The following is a 16281-nucleotide window of genomic DNA, read 5'->3' as shown; positions in this document are numbered from 1 at the left end:
GATTAAGACTGTTGCAAAAATCTGATTGAATTGGCTACATGTTGATTTAAAATAAATAAACGAGTAATTTAAAGATTTTTAGTTAATTAGGGCTACCATCTTTATCCATTTATGCGTAAAAGCACAGGTGAAGTAACTTTTTTCAAGGTATGATATATGTCGTATGATAGTTTTATTGCTGAAGTGAATGCAGAATTTCGTCAGGAAAAGGCGCTTGCTTTTTGGAGACGGTATGGTTTTTCAATTATTGGAGCAGCTATTCTTTTTATATTCATGATAGTTGCTTATCAAGTTTATCATCATACACAAATAAAGAAAGCTAGTTATATTGGTGATGCATTTGTAAAGAGTCTTGATCTTGTGGATACACGTGATTTTGATAAAGCGATAAAGCAATTAGAAACTGTTAAAACCTCTCATTTTGGGGGATATCCTTTTCTTGCTCGTTTACGTGAGGCTTCTTTACTCATGGAGAAAGGTGATATTATTAAGTCAGTGGAGATCTTTGATTCTGTTGCAGCGGATGAGAAAGCACCGCAGATTTTGCAGAAAGTTGCAAAAATTCGGGCGGCTTATATTCTGGTTGATACAGGGACATTAGCTGATGTTGAAAAGCGCATTAAAGATATGGCAAGTGATACCGATCCTATGCGTATGTCTGCAAGAGAAGCTTTAGGCTTAGCTGCTTATAAGGCGGATAAAATGGATGAGGCGGTTTATTATTTTAAGAAAATTTCTGAAGAAGGTTCTTTGGGTTTAAAAATAACAGATCGGGCTCGAATGATGCTTGAGCTTATACAAGCTGAGGGCAAGACAAATAAGGAATAAATCGATGAGCCTTACCATTGCTATCGTTGGTCGTCCCAATGTTGGGAAGTCAACGCTATTTAATCGTTTGGTTGGGCAAAAATTGGCTTTGGTTGATGATAAGCCTGGTGTAACACGTGATCGGCGTATTCATGCGGCAAAACTTCAAGATCTACGTTTTGATGTGATTGATACGGCTGGGCTGGAAGAAGCAGGTGATCATACACTTGAGGGGCGTATGCGTTCTCATACAAAAGTTGCAATTGATGAAGCGGATCTTATTTTATTTGTATTTGATGCAAAGAGCGGAATAACACCAAGTGATTTAAATTTTTCTTCATTGGTTCGCAAATCAGGAAAGCCAATTGTGCTTGTTGCCAATAAGTCTGAGTCAAGAGCGGCAACAGGAGGAGAGTATGAGGCGTGGTCATTAGGTTTGGGGGAGCCATGCCCAATATCGGCTGAACATGGTTTGGGACTTAGTGATCTGCGTGATGCAATTATAGATGCTGTTGGGTCAGAGCATGTTTTTGGCAACAACAAAGAAGAAGATAGAATGATACAACCTACATCTGTTGGTGATGATGTAAAGGATTTGGACGAAGAGGAGCTTATTTACGATGAAAGTAAGCCCATTAGGATTGCAATTGCGGGGCGTCCCAATACAGGAAAATCCACTCTTATCAATAGTATGTTGAAACAAGAGCGATTGTTAACAGGACCAGAAGCAGGACTCACGCGTGATTCTATTTCTGTAGATTGGGAATGGCGTGGTCGTCATATTAAACTTTTTGATACTGCAGGTTTACGTCGAAAGTCGAGAATTCAAGAAAAATTAGAAAAACTATCTGTTGCAGATACTTTGCGTGCTATTCGTTTTGCAGAAGTGGTGGTCATTGTTTTTGATGCAACGATACCTTTTGAAAAGCAGGATTTACAAATTGCTGATCTTGTGATTCGTGAAGGGCGTGTTCCAGTTATTGCTTTCAATAAGTGGGACCTTATTGAAAGCAGTCAGACCACATTGATTGATTTGCATGAAAAATGTGCGCGATTTCTTCCTCAAGTTCGTGGTTTGAGAGCTGTTCCTTTATCAGGACAATATGGTCAAGGGATTGATAAACTGATGGAAAATATCATGATGATGCACCGTGTATGGAATCGTCGCATTTCGACGGCTAAATTGAACCAATGGCTTGGAACTGTTGTGGCACATCATCCACCTCCTGCGGTTTCTGGACGTCGACTTAAGGTTAAATACATCACACAGGTTAAGACACGTCCTCCTGGATTTATGATTTCTTGCTCGCGCCCCAAAAGTATGCCTCAGTCGTATTTGCGTTACCTTATCAATGGGTTACGTGAAACATTTGATATGTCTGGTATACCCATTCGCATATCATTACGAGCCTCTGATAATCCTTTTGCGACACGTTCTAAGAAGAAATGATAACTCTTTAATTTTTTAAGTGAATGAAATCTATACTTAAGAATCTTAAAAATAAGTTTTTTCAATGATCTTTCTTTTCATAAAATTAAAATTTTATTTGCTAAAGTTTTAATTTTATTGATAATCATTTATTTGCATGGCATGAGAAGAGTGTGATAGGGAGTATTTAAGAAAGAGTACATAATCCTCTTAATGGGTTATTTAAGTGCAAGAATAGATGCAATATGAGGGTAGGGGAATATAATTATGATGCTTGTTTGAAAACAGCATGAGATTATCGTTTCATAAAAATAAAGCTTATGAATAAGCGCTTTTGCTTACGATAGTTTGTCTGAATAAAAAGCAAAAATATTTGCTGAATCTACGGATATTCAATTGTAAAGAACGAAATTCATAAAAGTGGATTAAAATTTTATAAAGTAGTATGGTAATCGTGTTTAAATTTTATTGTGTTTTATTGGCTTAATCTATTTGAAATTTTGGATTTATTAATATTTTGTATTTAAAGGACCTTCTCTTAATACCCTCAAGCTCATTTCGTGATGTGGTCTGTAATGGCGGATGTAAAATACTTTGCGAATAGGATCATATAGAAACCATTGATTATTATCATTTCCATAAACTAAAAAGTGCAAGTTTATTCGAATGAAAGGGGAAAATTAACGCTCTCATACTGTTTTTAGCTTTCTATGTTCTCTTTCAAAACTAGGACTGATATAACATTGGGAGTCGGAAAATAAGATGGTATTAGTTTACACCTTTTGTTAAGCGTAAAAATGGTTGTTCTATGAGTTTTATATTATTCACGTGAACTTTTCGTTATACATTCACGGGTGCTGTCGTGAAATCGGTTTAGGTGCTTGGAATATCTTTTTAAGAAAGCATGTAAATTGAAAAATACGTTATTTCTGCAATAAAATTTATACGATAACTTGTGATAGATTTCTTTTAGTATCTTGACGAATAAATTCGGGAACAATATGATGCACACGGTTTTATGAAATGTATTCTTATGTTGCTTTTTAATTAAGGAGCCAATGATGGCGATGGGCGAGAAACCCGTTATGAGCCGTAAGGAGGCTGAAGAGGAAAAGCAAGGAGAGTGTCTTCATTCAGAGGATTTGGAATGTCGTAGTAGGAACTTAAGCGTAGCTTTAGTGCGCAAGCAAGCATTAAAGAAGCGGGAGCATAGGAATAAGCGGGAAAAATCACAAGGAAGGATGGCAGGTGCAATTAAGCTTTCCAGTGAGTTTCTGGCAAGTATTATAGTTGGTATTGTTTTGGGGGTGGGGTTTGATAAGTTAGCAGGTTCATGGCCTTGGGGATTGGTATTTTTTCTCTTCTTTGGATTTGCTGCTGGTGTATTGAGTATTCTTCGGTCTGTGGGGTATGTTTCCTCCAGTCAATTAGGAAAAAAAGGCGTATTGCGCCAAGATAAACAAAATAAAGGGGCCAATGAGAGGTCCGATAAATGAGGTTGAAGTGACAGCGCACGCTCCAGATCCTATTCATCAGTTTGAGGTTTTAAGGCTGATTAAGATTTCCATAGGAAATATGGATTTATCGTTTACAAATGTATCATTGTTTACAGTCCTCACGGTTGTTGTAACTTCTATTTTTCTCTTTATTTCATCATCGAGTCGTGGATTGGTTCCAACACGGATGCAGTCTCTTTCGGAAATGGCATATGAATTTGTAGCATCGACTCTGCGGGAATCATCTGGTGTGCAGGGAATGCAGTTTTTTCCTTTAGTTTTTTCTCTGTTTACTTTTATTTTGGTTGCTAACTTTATTGGTCTCTTTCCTTATTTTTATACGGTTACGTCTCAAATCATGATCACGTTTTCGTTAGCAATGGTGGTAATTTTGACGGTGATTGGTTATGGCTTTTATAAGCATGGGGTCAGTTTTTTGAAATTGTTCGTTCCCAGTGGAGTTCCTGTTGTGGTTTTACCTCTGGTGACAATGATTGAGGTTATTTCTTTTCTCTCCCGTCCAATTAGTCTTTCTCTTCGTCTTTTTGCGAATATGCTTGCTGGTCATATTACGCTTAAAGTGTTTTCTGGATTTGTTGTTTCAATGATTGGGGTAGGACTCGTAGGTGTGGGTGGTTCGATTTTACCGCTTATTATGACTGTAGCAATTACTGCTCTTGAGTTTTTGGTCGCATTTCTTCAGGCTTACGTCTTTACGGTTTTAACTTGTATGTATCTTAATGATGCAATTCATCCAGGACATTAATAGAACTGGCGGTTTTCCGTCGAATAATGCAATTTCGCTTTAAAGGAGAATAACATGGAAATGGTGCTTGCAGCAAAATATATTGGCGCTGGTCTTGCTTGCTTTGGTATGGCTGGAACAGCTTTAGGACTTGGTAATATTTTTGGTAGCTATCTTTCTGGTGCATTACGAAATCCATCAGCAGCAGATAGTCAGTTTGGACGTCTCGTCTTTGGTTTTGCTGTAACAGAAGCTTTGGGAATTTTTTCATTGCTCATTGCTTTATTACTTCTTTTTGGGGTTTAATCATCATCAAAAGGGTATGTCTGTTCTTTCATGAGGAAAGATTTACCCTTTTAGCTCTTAACAAGAGAGATGCCAGAAAGGTGTTTGTCAGTTATCATCGGTTATAGAGTGCTTTAATAAGCTATTTAAAGGATGAAAGAAGATGTTTGTTTCAAGCGCTTATGCACAGAACACTGAAACGTCGATAGAACATATTAAAAAGGTGGCAGAGCATGCAAATCGTGTGTTTCCGCCTTTTGATTTTGTGCATTTTGGTTCGCATTTTTTCTGGTTGGCAATTTCTTTCGGACTTTTTTATCTTTTTATCTCCCGTGTAATTGTACCACGTATTGGCGGTGTTATTGAAACACGGCGAGATCGAATCGCATCTGATTTAGATCAGGCAATGCGCATGAAGCAAGAAGCAGACATTGTTGTTGGAACTTATGAGCGGAAATTAGCAGAAGCGCGTTTGAACGCGCAGGCTATAGCGCAGGTAGCTAGTGAAGAATTAAAAGAAAAGGCAGAGCTTAAACGGAAAGAAATTGAAGAGAGTCTAGAGAAAAAACTCGCAGATGCTGAAAAACAGATAACAAAAATTCGGGATAAAGCGATGCAAAATGTTGGTTCTATCGCTGAAGAAGTAGCTCTTGAAATTGTGAAAAAATTGATTGACGTTGATATCAGCAAAGAGGCTGTTCGTTCAGTTGTTAAAACTGCGGATTATTGAGGAAGACAAAGATGACTGATACTTTTTGGGCATTTGTTGGGTTAGTTCTTTTTTTGGCTCTTTTAGTCTATTTCCAAATTCCACAGAGGGCTATACGCCATCTTGATGCGCGTGCGAAACGTATCAAAGATGAACTGGATGAGGCTCTGCGTTTTCGTGAAGAGGCACAGGAAATATTGGCTGAATATCAACGCAAACATGCAGAAGCAGAAAAAGATGCGCAAGAAATTATTGCAGCAGCAAAGCATGAAGTTGAATCTGTTATTGCTGAGGCCCGTGCAAAAGCAGAAGAATATGTAAAAAACCGCAATAAATTGGCAGAACAAAAAATTGCCCAAGCAGAAGCGGATGCAATACGCATGGTTTCTTCATCAGCGATTGATTTGGCAATTTCTACAGCACGTACCCTTATTGCAAGGGAAATAGATTCTAATAAGGCAGATGAACTTATCAAAGAGTCTCTTGAGAAAGAATCATTTATCAAAATGAAAACATATCTTAATTAATGATATTTGAGAGATAAAGAACAGTCTCTTTGGTTGCATAATTTTCTCAATATTAATTAATAAAAGTCATAAAAAAGAAAAAACTATCTTCATTATTTTTATCAGTTAATAGGGTATTTTGATTTTAAATGACAAGTTTTGAGAAGTCTGCAACCGATTGTGTAACAATGTGAGTGCGTTTGAGAAGAGCAAGACGGTTAGCACGAACATCAGGTTTTTTATCATTCACCAATACTTTTTCAAAAAATATATCAATCAATTTTCCAAGTGGCGCTAGCACACTGAGTGCAAATGATAAATTTGTTGCATTGATGGGAGCAAGAACCTTTCTTTCTACTTCACAGATTGCATGATAGAGCTGCTTTTCTTCTTTCTCGACAAAGAGCTCAGGATTAATTACATTCGCTATTGTTGTGCTTTTTTGAAATTCATTTTCAAGAATATTGGCAGTACGTTTTACAGAGGCTACAAAGTTCATTCCATCATGGGTGTTGATAAAAGCGATAAGGGATTCGACACGACGTGCAACCAATAAAAAATCATCAGAATCTTTATTTAAAACGGCTTCAAGGGCATCGTAACGAGCGCCTTCCTCTTTTAGATAGATTTTCAGACGGTCATGAAAAAAGAATAACAGATCTGATAAAATATATTCTGTTTTTTCTGGAATCAGATTCTGCAATTGTGAATTTTCTCTTTGAGAGATTTCATATTTATTTTTTTGTTGTAAGAAAAGATTCGTTGCTAACTGGAACAGCGGCATAAGATTGATTTTCCAATCTCGCGAAAGTACAAGCCTAATAATTCCCAATGCTGCTCGTCTTAACGCATAGGGATCTTTTGAGCCCGTTGGTTTTTCATTAATGAGCCAAAAGCCAACGAGCATGTCAATTTTGTCGGAGAGCATAACGGTTATAGCAAGTGGTTCTTGTGGAAGACGATCTGTTGGTCCTTGAGGTCTATAATGGTCTTCGATTGCTACAGCTACGCGAGGATCTTCCCCTTGAAGAAGGGCGTATTTTTGCCCCATAACACCTTGTAGTTCAGGAAATTCTCCGACAATTTCTGTTTGCAAATCAGCTTTTGCAAGGATGGCTGCACGTTTTGCTAAAAGAGGATCTGTTTGTATCAAAGGGGCAATTTCTTGTGCGAGTGCAGCAATGCGTTCTACCCTTGCTCCTTGTGTACCTAATTTAGCATGAAAAGTTACATTCAAATGATCAAGTCGCGCCATTCTTTGATCGAGAGGTTTTTTTATATCAAGTTGAAATTTTTTTATAGAAGATTCCAATTGTTGAAGATCAGGCAAATCACGCTGATCGGTTTGCCAAAAATGAAGTGCATCAGAAAGACGGGCACGGACAACCTTACTATTTCCTTTCGAAATTTCTTTGCCTTCATCATTTGCAAGAATATTAGAAACGAGAATAAAATGATGAGAAAGTTTTACTTTTTCTCCTTGTTTACGGGTGACAAAACATTTTTGATTGGCTCTAATGGTCAAACGAATAATTTCTGGAGGAATATCAAGGAATGATTTGTCAAAATCACCCATCAGGATAACAGGCCATTCAACAAGACCAGCAACTTCTTCTAGGAGGGGATTATCTTGAACCAATTCTAAACCGTTTGCAAAGCAGAGATTTTGGGCATCAGCTAAAATAATATTCTTTCGTCTTTCGGCATCCAGAATGACTTTATGGGTTTCAAGTTGAGTAACATAGTCATCAAAGCGGCGCACTTGAAATGGCTCTCCATCACTTAAGAAACGATGACCATAAGTTAAATTATTGCTTTTAAGAGAACCAATTGTAAACGGAATAACATGTGTTTCACCAATTTCTGGTCCGAAGATGCAAAGAATGTTTTGTAAAGGTCTAATCCACTTCAAAGTACCACTTTGTGCTGAATCTTTTCCCCAACGCATAGATTTCGGCCATGGAAAGTTGCGGATAATATCCGGTAAAATATCGGCAATAATTTCTTCTGCAGCTCGACCTTTTTTAACAATTTTAGCAATATAAAAATGACCTTTTTTATCATCATGTCCAATATGCGCTTCAGAAACATCATTTAATCCTGTTGCACGTAGAAAACCATCAATTACATGCTGTGGTGATTTTATACTGGGACCTTTGCGTTCTTCATGGACATCTTTGGAGCGTGTGGAAAGTCCGCGTATGTCCAATGTTAGCCGACGAGGTGTCCAATATTCACGAGCAGCTTCATAGATCAATCCAGCATTCACAAGTTGATCTGTAACAGATTTCTTAAGATCAGCAGCAGCTTTTCGTTGCATACGTGCGGGGATTTCTTCACTGAAAAGTTCAAGAAGAAGATCAGACATTAGGCTTCTCCAGTATATATTTGTCCAGCTTCTGTGAGTAAGAAGGCTTCCCCACAACGGCGCGCAAGATTACGAACGCGAAGAATGTAATTTTGTCGTTCGGTTACAGAAATAACGCCACGTGCTTGCAAAAGATTAAAGATATGGCTCGCTTTAATACATTGATCATAGGCAGGAAAAACACAGCGATGGAATACATTTTCTTTATTTGGTTTTCCAGCATCAAGAAGTGCGCTGCATTCGCGTTCTGCATCGATAAAGTGCTGATGGAGCAGTTTTGTATCAGCAAATTCGAAGTTATAATATGAGTATTCCTGTTCTGCTTGTAAAAAAATATCTCTATAACTTATTTTGTTTTCTCCCTCCAAACCATTAAAGTTAAGGTCATAGACGTTATCAACCCCTTGGATATACATCGCTAGACGCTCAAGACCGTATGTGAGTTCCCCTGAAACAGGAGTGCATTCAATGCCGCACACTTGTTGAAAATAAGTAAATTGAGAGACTTCCATTCCATCGCACCAACATTCCCATCCAAGCCCCCAAGCACCAAGAGTGGGACTTTCCCAATCATCTTCAACAAAGCGAATATCATGCAGTTTTGTATCAAGCCCGATAGCTTGTAGCGACTTTATATAAAGTTCTTGTAGATTGAGCGGAGAGGGTTTGAGAAGCACTTGGAATTGATAATAGTGTTGTAAACGATTTGGATTCTTACCATATCGGCCATCTGTTGGACGTCGAGAGGGTTGGACATAAGCAACTTTCCAAGGGCGTGGTCCTAGAGAGCGTAATGTTGTTGCTGGATGAAAAGTCCCAGCTCCGACTTCCATATCGTAAGGTTGCAAAATTGCACACCCATAGTGTGCCCAATAATTTTGCAAAGTTAAGATTAGTCCCTGAAAAGAACGTTTGGGGTTAAGATGTTCAGGCAGTTTCACGCTTTATACTCTTTATATTGAACTAAACAAAAAACAAAGTAATTTTAGTTTCTCTATTTATTATTTCATGTGGTTTATGGTTAAGCATCGTTTATTGCAAACCAAATTTCAACTTTTCTTGAATTTGTTCAGAGTTTTCTGGTTTTCCGTCAATTGCGTGGTTCCATTGAAAGATTGCTTCACGTTTACGCCCAACTTTCCAATAGGCATCCCCTAAATGATCATTTAGTGTTGGGTCCTCAGGTTGTAATCTGACAGCATTTTCTAATATTTGCACTGCTTTATTATATTCTTTTAGTTTATAATAAGCCCACCCTAAAGAATCGAGAATATGACTGTTGTGAGCTTGTAAAGCAGAGGCTTTTTGTAGCATACGGAGCGATTCTTCAAGCTTCTCACCACGTTCCACAAGGGAATAGGCTAAATAATTAAGAACCTGCGGTTGATTTGGGAAAAATTCAAGTGATTTTCGCAAGTCAAGTTCTGCTTTTGGCCATTGCTTTAAACGTTCAAAAGCAATACCACGCTGATAAAAGAGTTTCCAATCGTCCTGCTGAAAGTTTTTTATCTTTGTAATAGCGTAGTCTAGAGTTTTAATGGCCTCAAGAAATTTATTATCCTGCATATAAAAAGCAACGAGCGTTATCAAAATATTACGATCATTGGGAAATTTTTTATTTAACAATGTGAGTAATTTTATTGCTTCTTTGTAATTGTTGTTATTGGCAAGAAGGAATGCAAGATGAAGTTGTCCATCTTTATAATAAGGAGATTTAGGGGATAAAGCGCGATAAAGTTTAATTGCTTGATGTGGATCGTTCAATTTAGCAGAAATGTGTGCGAGCTGAAACAATGTTGCGTCATTTTGAGGGTATAATGCGAAAGATAATTGCTTAAAAATACGTGCAATTCGCCCTGAGTTTTTGTAGTTGAGGGCTGTTCCAAAATTATATAATACCTCGGCTGCTCCTTGTTGAGGTGTTTTAATAACTCTCTCTAAGAAAGAATTTTTTTCAATTTTTTCTTGAAAGTTTTTAAGGACTTCTCGACCTGACAACATTTGTTCGCCATGCTGGATTGTTTGAAGAGCTTGGTTGCGCATATTATGGCGCAATTGGAATGAGGCATAGGCTATGATAATACGCTCATAAGTATTAGGAGCGATAAGAGTTCCCTGTTTGTTACTCAGTGCTTTAATGAAATATTTTTTTGCATCCTTTGGCCGTTCTGCAAGGTCGCTCATAAGTGCTAGATGATAAGATATAAAAAGATCATACCAGACAGGACCTTTGAGTTTCTTAAGATCATCGATTGCCTGAGATTTTTGTCCAGATCCAAATGTAATCCAAGCGCCGATGAGTTCAGGTATTGGATTATTGGACGTAGGAAGTTCCTTTAATTTCAGAAGAGCCTTGGCAGTCTTATAATCTTTTTTGATGAGACTTTCTACTGACAAAGTTAAGGAAACAAAGGGAGTTATAACATCGTTCTCTTTGAGTTTTTGGGCTTGTTGGACAGCTTCTTTAAAGTTTCCGACCGAGAGCATAGCTTCAAGGAGCTCTTTTTGTGTTTCAATGTTATCAGGTTGATAAACCAGTGCTTGTTTAAAATAATTGATAGCAAGTTCTGTTTTATTTTCATGATTTGCAACCCTTCCAGCTAAATAAGCACCTGTAAATGAGCTTGTATGAGTTGCTGCACTTATTTTACTGTAGGTGAGGGATGGCATCAGCATGATACCCACGATAAAGAGGGCAAAAAGTCGAGATACCGTTGCAGAGCACATGGAGCTAATCCTTTTCAAGATAATCAATTGATGGTGTTGTTTATAGATCATATCTCATTACTGTGTTGAGAAATACTGCGATTCTTGCAAAGAATTCAGTTTACGCGCGCAATACAAAATTCAACAGTCTCAACGAGAGCATTATAAGCAAGATTTTCATTCATGGGAACAAGAGCATCAATTGCATATTTTCCATAGATGCGTGCTTGTTCTATTGTATCTGTGATACTATCATACTTTTCCATTAAGTGTTGCGCGTGTGCGAAGGATTCATCATTATTATTGCCATCTTCAAGCGCTTTTTTCCAGAAATCTTTTTCTACCATATTCCCACGCTCATATGCGAGAATAACAGGCATTGTGATTTTTCCTTCTCTAAAATCATCCCCTATATTTTTTCCTAAGTTTTGAGCACTACCGCTATAGTCAAGTGCATCATCAATTAATTGGAAAGCTAAACCTAAGGATGTTCCATATTCACGTAATGAAGAACGCTCTTTATTTCCATAGCCAGCAATAATGGGTCCTACTTCAGCGGCTGCTGAAAAAAGTGCTGCTGTTTTTGCATTGATGATTTTGAGATATTCTGAAGGGCTGGTTTTTATATTTTTTGCGGCAGAAAGTTGCATAACTTCTCCTTCAGCAATAATTGCAGCAGCGTTGGCTAGGACAGAGAGCGCTTCTATGGAACCGACATCGACCATCATTTTAAAGGCCTGGCCCAATAGGAAATCACCAACAAGTACACTTGCTTGATTCCCCCAAATCATCCGTGCTGTAGATTTTCCACGTCGTAAATTACTTTCATCAATCACATCATCGTGTAGTAATGTTGCTGTATGCATAAATTCAACAGCTGTTGCGAGTTTTATATGCCCGTCACTTTGATAACCGAACATATGAGCAGAAGCGAGCGTAATCATTGGGCGTAATCGCTTTCCACCTGATGAAATAAGATGGTTAGAAATTTCAGGAATCATCTCAACCTCTGATTTTGCCATAGAGAGAATAAATTGATTTACGCAATCCATATCTTTTTGAGTAAGATTGACAAGAGATTGAAGAGAAATTTGATTATTTCTTATTTGTTTTGGTTTGATAGCTGCACTCAATGTGTTTACTCCTAGAGTATTGCAATGGACATATATAAAATTTACTTTATTCATTAGCATAAAGGGGGTTTGGTTTTGACTCAAGCTTTTGATGTCGTTTAAAAGTGTTAGCTTGGAATGTTATTGGCAAGAAATGTTCTTTAGCGAGTGTAATCTTATTGTTATGAAATAATAAAAAATTTAAAATAGCAGCTGAATGGCAAAAATGCAGTTTATAAAGGTGAGCATTAGGCTTTTAAATGGATAAAGCAGCGAATCAGAGTGGTGAAACAATTGACAGTTTTCACCGCGGGAAATTTTATTTGGTTCAACCCCATAAATATGGTCATCGTTCTGGAATGGATGCGATGTTATTAGCTAGTTTGGTTCCAAGTGATTTAAAGGGCAAGGTTGTTGATTTAGGTGCAGGTGCTGGAGCTGCGGGTTTGGCTGTTGCTTCGCGTTGTCTGAAAGTTCATGTTACCTTAGTTGAACGTTCAGCTTTTATGGTATCTTACGCTCAAAAAACGCTTATGCTAAAACAAAATAAACAATTTGCTAGCCGAATTTGTTTGCTAGAAGCAGATGTTACCTTCAAAGGGAATGCCCGTATAAAAGCAGGTTTGATAGATAATAGCTTTGATTTTGCGATTATGAATCCACCTTTTAATAATCCCACCGATCGTAAGACACCTGATAAACAAAAATCTGAAGCACATGTTATGTCTGAAGCAATGTTTGATAACTGGTTGCGGAGTGCAGCAGCTATTGTTAAGCCAGGTGGATACTTAGGGCTCATTGCGCGTCCACAATCGCTGTCAGATATCTTGCGTGCTTTAGAAGGGCGTTTTGGTGGTATTTGTATAATTCCTGTGCATGCTCGTGCGAAAACAGCAGCAATTCGTCTTTTATTTTACGCAAAACGAGGAAGCCGAGCAGCTTTATCTATTTTACCGGCATTGGTTATACATGAAGGTAATGACCATACTTTTTCACCCCGAGTTGATGCAATTAATAATGGATATATAAGCTTGTGGGAACTTTTCTAATAGTATCTTGTGTTTTTTAGTTTATTATTTAAAGTCTACACTTTGTTGTTAGGGAGGTTTGACTTTGGGTGAAATTATATTTCTGCTTGTAATGTGGGGATTGATTGGCGCTTTTGGATGTTATCGCGTTCTTCCTTTTTGTTGTCCTTGCCTATTTAATTGTTCTTAATTTATAAGGAGATTTTGTTTTGATGGATTTTATTAAAAGTTTTATTCCACGCCGTTTTTCTTCCGATAAACTTGAAATTCCTGTGGTGCGCCTTCAAGGAGCAATTATGGATTCATCAGCATCTATATCTCGTACCCTTTCCCTCAGTAGGTGTGCAAATCTTTTAGAGAAGGCTTTCGCACACAAAAAGTCACCGGTTGTTGCACTTATTATTAATTCTCCTGGTGGTTCACCTGTACAATCGCGTTTTATCTTCAAGCGCATTCGTGACTTGGCAGAAGAAAAAAATAAAAAGGTTCTTGTGTTTATTGAAGATATTGCAGCATCTGGTGGTTATATGATTGCTTGTGCAGGGGATGAAATTTTTGCAGATCCTTCTTCAATTGTTGGTTCCATTGGAGTGGTTTCAGCTTCCTTTGGTTTTCCGGAACTTTTGAAGAAAATTGGTATCGAACGGCGTGTCTACACAGCAGGAAAGAACAAAGTTACATTAGATCCATTTCAGCCAGAAAAAAAGGCGGATATTGAGCATTTGAAATCTCTCCAACTTGAAGTGCATCAAACTTTTATCGATTTGGTTAAAGAACGGCGTGCTGAAAAATTATCAGATGATTCGAATCTCTTTACAGGAATGTTTTGGAGTGGAAAACAAAGCGTTGGGCTTGGTCTGGTTGATGGATTGAATGATGTACGTTCTGTTATTAAGGAGCGCTTTGGTAATGATGCAAAACTTCGACTTATTATGCCTCCAAAAAGTTTTTTAGGACCTAAAACGCCTTCAGGAGTGACGGCACATACGGTTTATACAGTCGTTGATAGTGCATTGATGGCAGCAGAAGAGCGAGCTCTTTGGCAGCGTTATGGTTTGTGATGGAAAGGATCATTCAAGCCAGAGAGATTTTATCTAAAAACAGATGCTAGAAGGAAAAAGGCTTGCAATGATACGAATGAGAACATGTCATTTATTTTGTATGAGAACTCTTTATATTTATTGTTTTTTTAGAAAACGATTAAGAATATTCCAAGCTGTTTATAGGGCTCGTGCTAAAAGTATGGGTAAAAGGGGGGAATTTTTAAAAGAACCCTATGTAAGTGAATATTAGGTCATATGATATCAAATGTACAAACTTCGTTCCAAAGACATTCCTATTTATTTACACCTATTAAATTGAATTTAGCTTTACATGTTGTGGGGCAACGTGCTGATGGGTATCATTTAATAGAAAGTTTGGTTTATTTTAGTCTTAGTGGTGATTGTCTACACTATGCACCTTGTGAAAATAATCAGTTTGTTTTGACGGGGTGGTTTGCAAAAGGACTTGTTTCCCATTTAGACAATTTGGTTATTCGCGCACGGGACTTTATGCATAAGACTTTTCCGGAATGTGCTCAACCTGCTTTTTTTCGGCTTGTAAAAACATTACCTGTTGCTTCAGGCATTGGTGGCGGCTCAGGTGATGCAGCTGGGGTTATCAGCATGTTGCGTCAACAGTGGAATCTTGATTGTCCTTACGAAGAATTAGCAAAAAAGAGCTTAGTTCTTGGTGCTGATGTTCCCATGTGCCTTTGTGCATTAGAATATCAGCAGCCGCTTTTGGTTAAAGGAATTGGTCAAGAGATGATACGACTAAAAGAAGCTTGTTCATTAGCAATGGTATTGGTTAATCATGGACAAGAGATTTCAACACAAGCTGTTTTTAAAGCGTTAGAGAAGCGTCATAATCCTTCTTTAAAAATTAATACAGAGGCTTTAAAAAATGTTGATTCATTGGTTGAAGCTTTACAAGAAACGCGTAATGATCTTTTTTCTCCTGCATTAAAAATAGCACCTCAGTTAGCTGAAGTGTTATCTATATTAGATGAATGTGGGGCTCTTTTTTCCCGTATGTCTGGAACGGGAGCAACTTGCTTTGGCATTTTTAAAAATAAACAAACGGCGCAACAAGCAGCTCTTTTTATCAAATCAATGCACCCAAATTGGTTTGTAAAACCTATCATGACTTTAGGAAATATTTGATAAATAAATATAAAAGCTTTTATTTCATCATGATTTTATTATACATAATGAAAGAGGGTAACCAAAGAAATGTGTTTTTTATTTTTTGTGCAAGAATTCGTGGAATGTTTGAAGAGCCATTTAAAACTGTAATGCTTGCAAAAAATGATCAGGCTACAGAAATAGATGTATGTTTGTTGTATTTGTGATGTATCAAAGATGTTTAATTTGCCGCTTCAACCAAATTTTTCGTGCGAATTGGATTTGCAAAAACAGGGTTTTTGTCATATAGCAGGTGTTGATGAAGTAGGACGGGGGCCTCTCGCTGGACCTGTGGTAACAGCAGCGGTTATCTTGGATAAAGATCGTATTCCTAATGGGTTAAATGATTCAAAAAAACTTTCTTTTCTCCAACGAAATAGACTTTATCATGAAATTTTGCAAAGTGCATTAGCGGTTTCAGTCGCCAGTCTTTGTGCTCGTACAATTGATCAATCCAATATTAGAAAAGCAACTTTAGAAGCAATGCGTCGCTGTATTATAGGATTAGTCATTCCAGTCCACTATGTCCTTGTTGATGGGCGTGATATTCCTTCTGAGTTGTCCTGTCCTGCAATGGCGTTGATTAAGGGCGATCAGCGTTCGGTTTCAATTGCAGCCGCATCCATTATTGCGAAAGTAACGCGTGACCGGATGATGGAATGTGCAGGACAAGTTTATAAAGGGTATGGTTTAGAGAAGCATGTAGGTTATGCAACGCTAGCGCATCGTACAGCTCTTGATAAATATGGACCAGTTATAGGATTACATCGTTATAGTTTTGCACCACTAAAAGAGTGTTATAGAAATGATGTGTCATGACGATTCTACCACTCGATAGTGCTTCGATAAGAGAGGCAATAGC

At 37.7% G+C, this 16281-nt stretch carries 15 protein-coding genes; 11 read left to right on the top strand and 4 right to left on the bottom strand.

The genetic code is table 11. From position 1 onward, the window contains the following. Positions 1-156 precede the first annotated feature (156 nt). From ACFIQE_RS04095 to ACFIQE_RS04065, 7 genes are all read left to right on the top strand, one after another. A complete protein-coding gene (locus ACFIQE_RS04095) occupies positions 157-828 on the top strand; it encodes a tetratricopeptide repeat protein (RefSeq protein WP_375621095.1) in 672 nt (223 codons plus the stop codon). A gap of 4 nt (positions 829-832) precedes the next feature. Then, positions 833-2257 carry a ribosome biogenesis GTPase Der gene (gene der / locus ACFIQE_RS04090; protein ID WP_375621094.1) on the top strand — a complete coding sequence of 475 codons (1425 nt, stop codon included), beginning with the start codon at positions 833-835 and terminating at the stop codon, positions 2255-2257. A gap of 1040 nt (positions 2258-3297) precedes the next feature. Then, positions 3298-3732, top strand: coding sequence for an AtpZ/AtpI family protein (locus ACFIQE_RS04085; RefSeq protein WP_375621145.1), 435 nt, complete (start codon positions 3298-3300; stop codon positions 3730-3732). 7 nt (positions 3733-3739) lie between these two features. Beyond that, positions 3740-4498 carry a F0F1 ATP synthase subunit A gene (locus ACFIQE_RS04080; protein ID WP_375606478.1) on the top strand — a complete coding sequence of 253 codons (759 nt, stop codon included), beginning with the start codon at positions 3740-3742 and terminating at the stop codon, positions 4496-4498. A gap of 54 nt (positions 4499-4552) precedes the next feature. Beyond that, positions 4553-4783: a F0F1 ATP synthase subunit C gene (locus tag ACFIQE_RS04075; RefSeq protein WP_005773968.1), complete on the top strand. Its 231-nt coding sequence runs from the start codon at positions 4553-4555 to the stop codon at positions 4781-4783. A 142-nt stretch (positions 4784-4925) separates the two neighbouring features. Then, entirely contained in the window at positions 4926-5492 is a 567-nt protein-coding gene (locus ACFIQE_RS04070; protein WP_375621093.1) for a F0F1 ATP synthase subunit B, read from the top strand. Between the two features lie 11 nt (positions 5493-5503). Beyond that, on the top strand, positions 5504-5998 hold the full coding sequence (locus tag ACFIQE_RS04065; protein ID WP_375621092.1) for a F0F1 ATP synthase subunit B: 495 nt from the start codon (positions 5504-5506) through the stop codon (positions 5996-5998). Between the two features lie 124 nt (positions 5999-6122). Here ACFIQE_RS04065 and glyS read toward each other — a convergent pair whose 3' ends face one another. The 4 genes from glyS to ACFIQE_RS04045 all read right to left on the bottom strand — a co-directional run bounded on the left by glyS (position 6123) and on the right by ACFIQE_RS04045 (position 12244). Then, positions 6123-8345 (bottom strand): glycine--tRNA ligase subunit beta, encoded by a 2223-nt coding sequence (gene glyS / locus ACFIQE_RS04060; protein ID WP_375621091.1) that lies wholly within the window; start codon positions 8343-8345, stop codon positions 6123-6125. Next, entirely contained in the window at positions 8345-9286 is a 942-nt protein-coding gene (locus ACFIQE_RS04055) for a glycine--tRNA ligase subunit alpha (protein WP_375621090.1), read from the bottom strand. Before ACFIQE_RS04055 ends, glyS begins: the two co-directional genes overlap by 1 nt. A 91-nt stretch (positions 9287-9377) precedes the next feature. After that, on the bottom strand, positions 9378-11072 hold the full coding sequence (locus ACFIQE_RS04050) for a tetratricopeptide repeat protein (RefSeq protein WP_375621089.1): 1695 nt from the start codon (positions 11070-11072) through the stop codon (positions 9378-9380). Positions 11073-11167: 95 nt separating this feature from the next. After that, positions 11168-12244 (bottom strand): polyprenyl synthetase family protein, encoded by a 1077-nt coding sequence (locus tag ACFIQE_RS04045; protein ID WP_375621088.1) that lies wholly within the window; start codon positions 12242-12244, stop codon positions 11168-11170. A 179-nt stretch (positions 12245-12423) separates the two neighbouring features. Between ACFIQE_RS04045 and ACFIQE_RS04040 the strand changes: the two genes are divergently transcribed. The 4 genes from ACFIQE_RS04040 (at position 12424) to ACFIQE_RS04025 (ending at position 16238) form a co-directional block, all read left to right on the top strand. Then, complete coding sequence (locus ACFIQE_RS04040) at positions 12424-13212, top strand: tRNA1(Val) (adenine(37)-N6)-methyltransferase (protein WP_375621087.1); 789 nt, start codon at positions 12424-12426, stop codon at positions 13210-13212. 191 nt (positions 13213-13403) lie between these two features. Continuing rightward, positions 13404-14252, top strand: a complete 849-nt coding sequence (locus ACFIQE_RS04035; RefSeq protein WP_375612095.1) for a S49 family peptidase — start codon at positions 13404-13406, stop codon at positions 14250-14252. Positions 14253-14489: 237 nt separating this feature from the next. After that, positions 14490-15398, top strand: coding sequence for a 4-(cytidine 5'-diphospho)-2-C-methyl-D-erythritol kinase (locus tag ACFIQE_RS04030; RefSeq protein WP_375621086.1), 909 nt, complete (start codon positions 14490-14492; stop codon positions 15396-15398). A 198-nt stretch (positions 15399-15596) separates the two neighbouring features. After that, a complete protein-coding gene (locus ACFIQE_RS04025) occupies positions 15597-16238 on the top strand; it encodes a ribonuclease HII (RefSeq protein ID WP_375629540.1) in 642 nt (213 codons plus the stop codon). Positions 16239-16281 lie beyond the last annotated feature (43 nt).

Source organism: Bartonella sp. AA1HLJMS (assembly GCF_042197445.1).
In the GTDB taxonomy this organism is placed as follows: domain Bacteria; phylum Pseudomonadota; class Alphaproteobacteria; order Rhizobiales; family Rhizobiaceae; genus Bartonella.
The sequence above is the reverse complement of the archived record's forward strand: the minus strand, read 5'-3'. Positions and strand labels throughout refer to the sequence as shown.

Bases quoted from the DNA above. Each gene is read 5' to 3' on its own strand.
- ACFIQE_RS04095 (WP_375621095.1), top strand. From the start codon at position 157: ATGTCGTATGATAGTTTTATTGCTGAAGTGAATGCAGAATTTCGTCAG.
- der (WP_375621094.1), top strand. From the start codon at position 833: ATGAGCCTTACCATTGCTATCGTTGGTCGTCCCAATGTTGGGAAGTCA.
- ACFIQE_RS04085 (WP_375621145.1), top strand. From the start codon at position 3,298: ATGGCGATGGGCGAGAAACCCGTTATGAGCCGTAAGGAGGCTGAAGAG.
- ACFIQE_RS04075 (WP_005773968.1), top strand. From the start codon at position 4,553: ATGGAAATGGTGCTTGCAGCAAAATATATTGGCGCTGGTCTTGCTTGC.
- ACFIQE_RS04070 (WP_375621093.1), top strand. From the start codon at position 4,926: ATGTTTGTTTCAAGCGCTTATGCACAGAACACTGAAACGTCGATAGAA.
- ACFIQE_RS04065 (WP_375621092.1), top strand. From the start codon at position 5,504: ATGACTGATACTTTTTGGGCATTTGTTGGGTTAGTTCTTTTTTTGGCT.
- glyS (WP_375621091.1), bottom strand. From the start codon at position 8,345: ATGTCTGATCTTCTTCTTGAACTTTTCAGTGAAGAAATCCCCGCACGT.
- ACFIQE_RS04050 (WP_375621089.1), bottom strand. From the start codon at position 11,072: ATGTGCTCTGCAACGGTATCTCGACTTTTTGCCCTCTTTATCGTGGGT.
- ACFIQE_RS04045 (WP_375621088.1), bottom strand. From the start codon at position 12,244: ATGCTAATGAATAAAGTAAATTTTATATATGTCCATTGCAATACTCTA.
- ACFIQE_RS04040 (WP_375621087.1), top strand. From the start codon at position 12,424: ATGGATAAAGCAGCGAATCAGAGTGGTGAAACAATTGACAGTTTTCAC.
- ACFIQE_RS04035 (WP_375612095.1), top strand. From the start codon at position 13,404: ATGGATTTTATTAAAAGTTTTATTCCACGCCGTTTTTCTTCCGATAAA.
- ACFIQE_RS04030 (WP_375621086.1), top strand. From the start codon at position 14,490: ATGATATCAAATGTACAAACTTCGTTCCAAAGACATTCCTATTTATTT.
- ACFIQE_RS04025 (WP_375629540.1), top strand. From the start codon at position 15,597: ATGTTTAATTTGCCGCTTCAACCAAATTTTTCGTGCGAATTGGATTTG.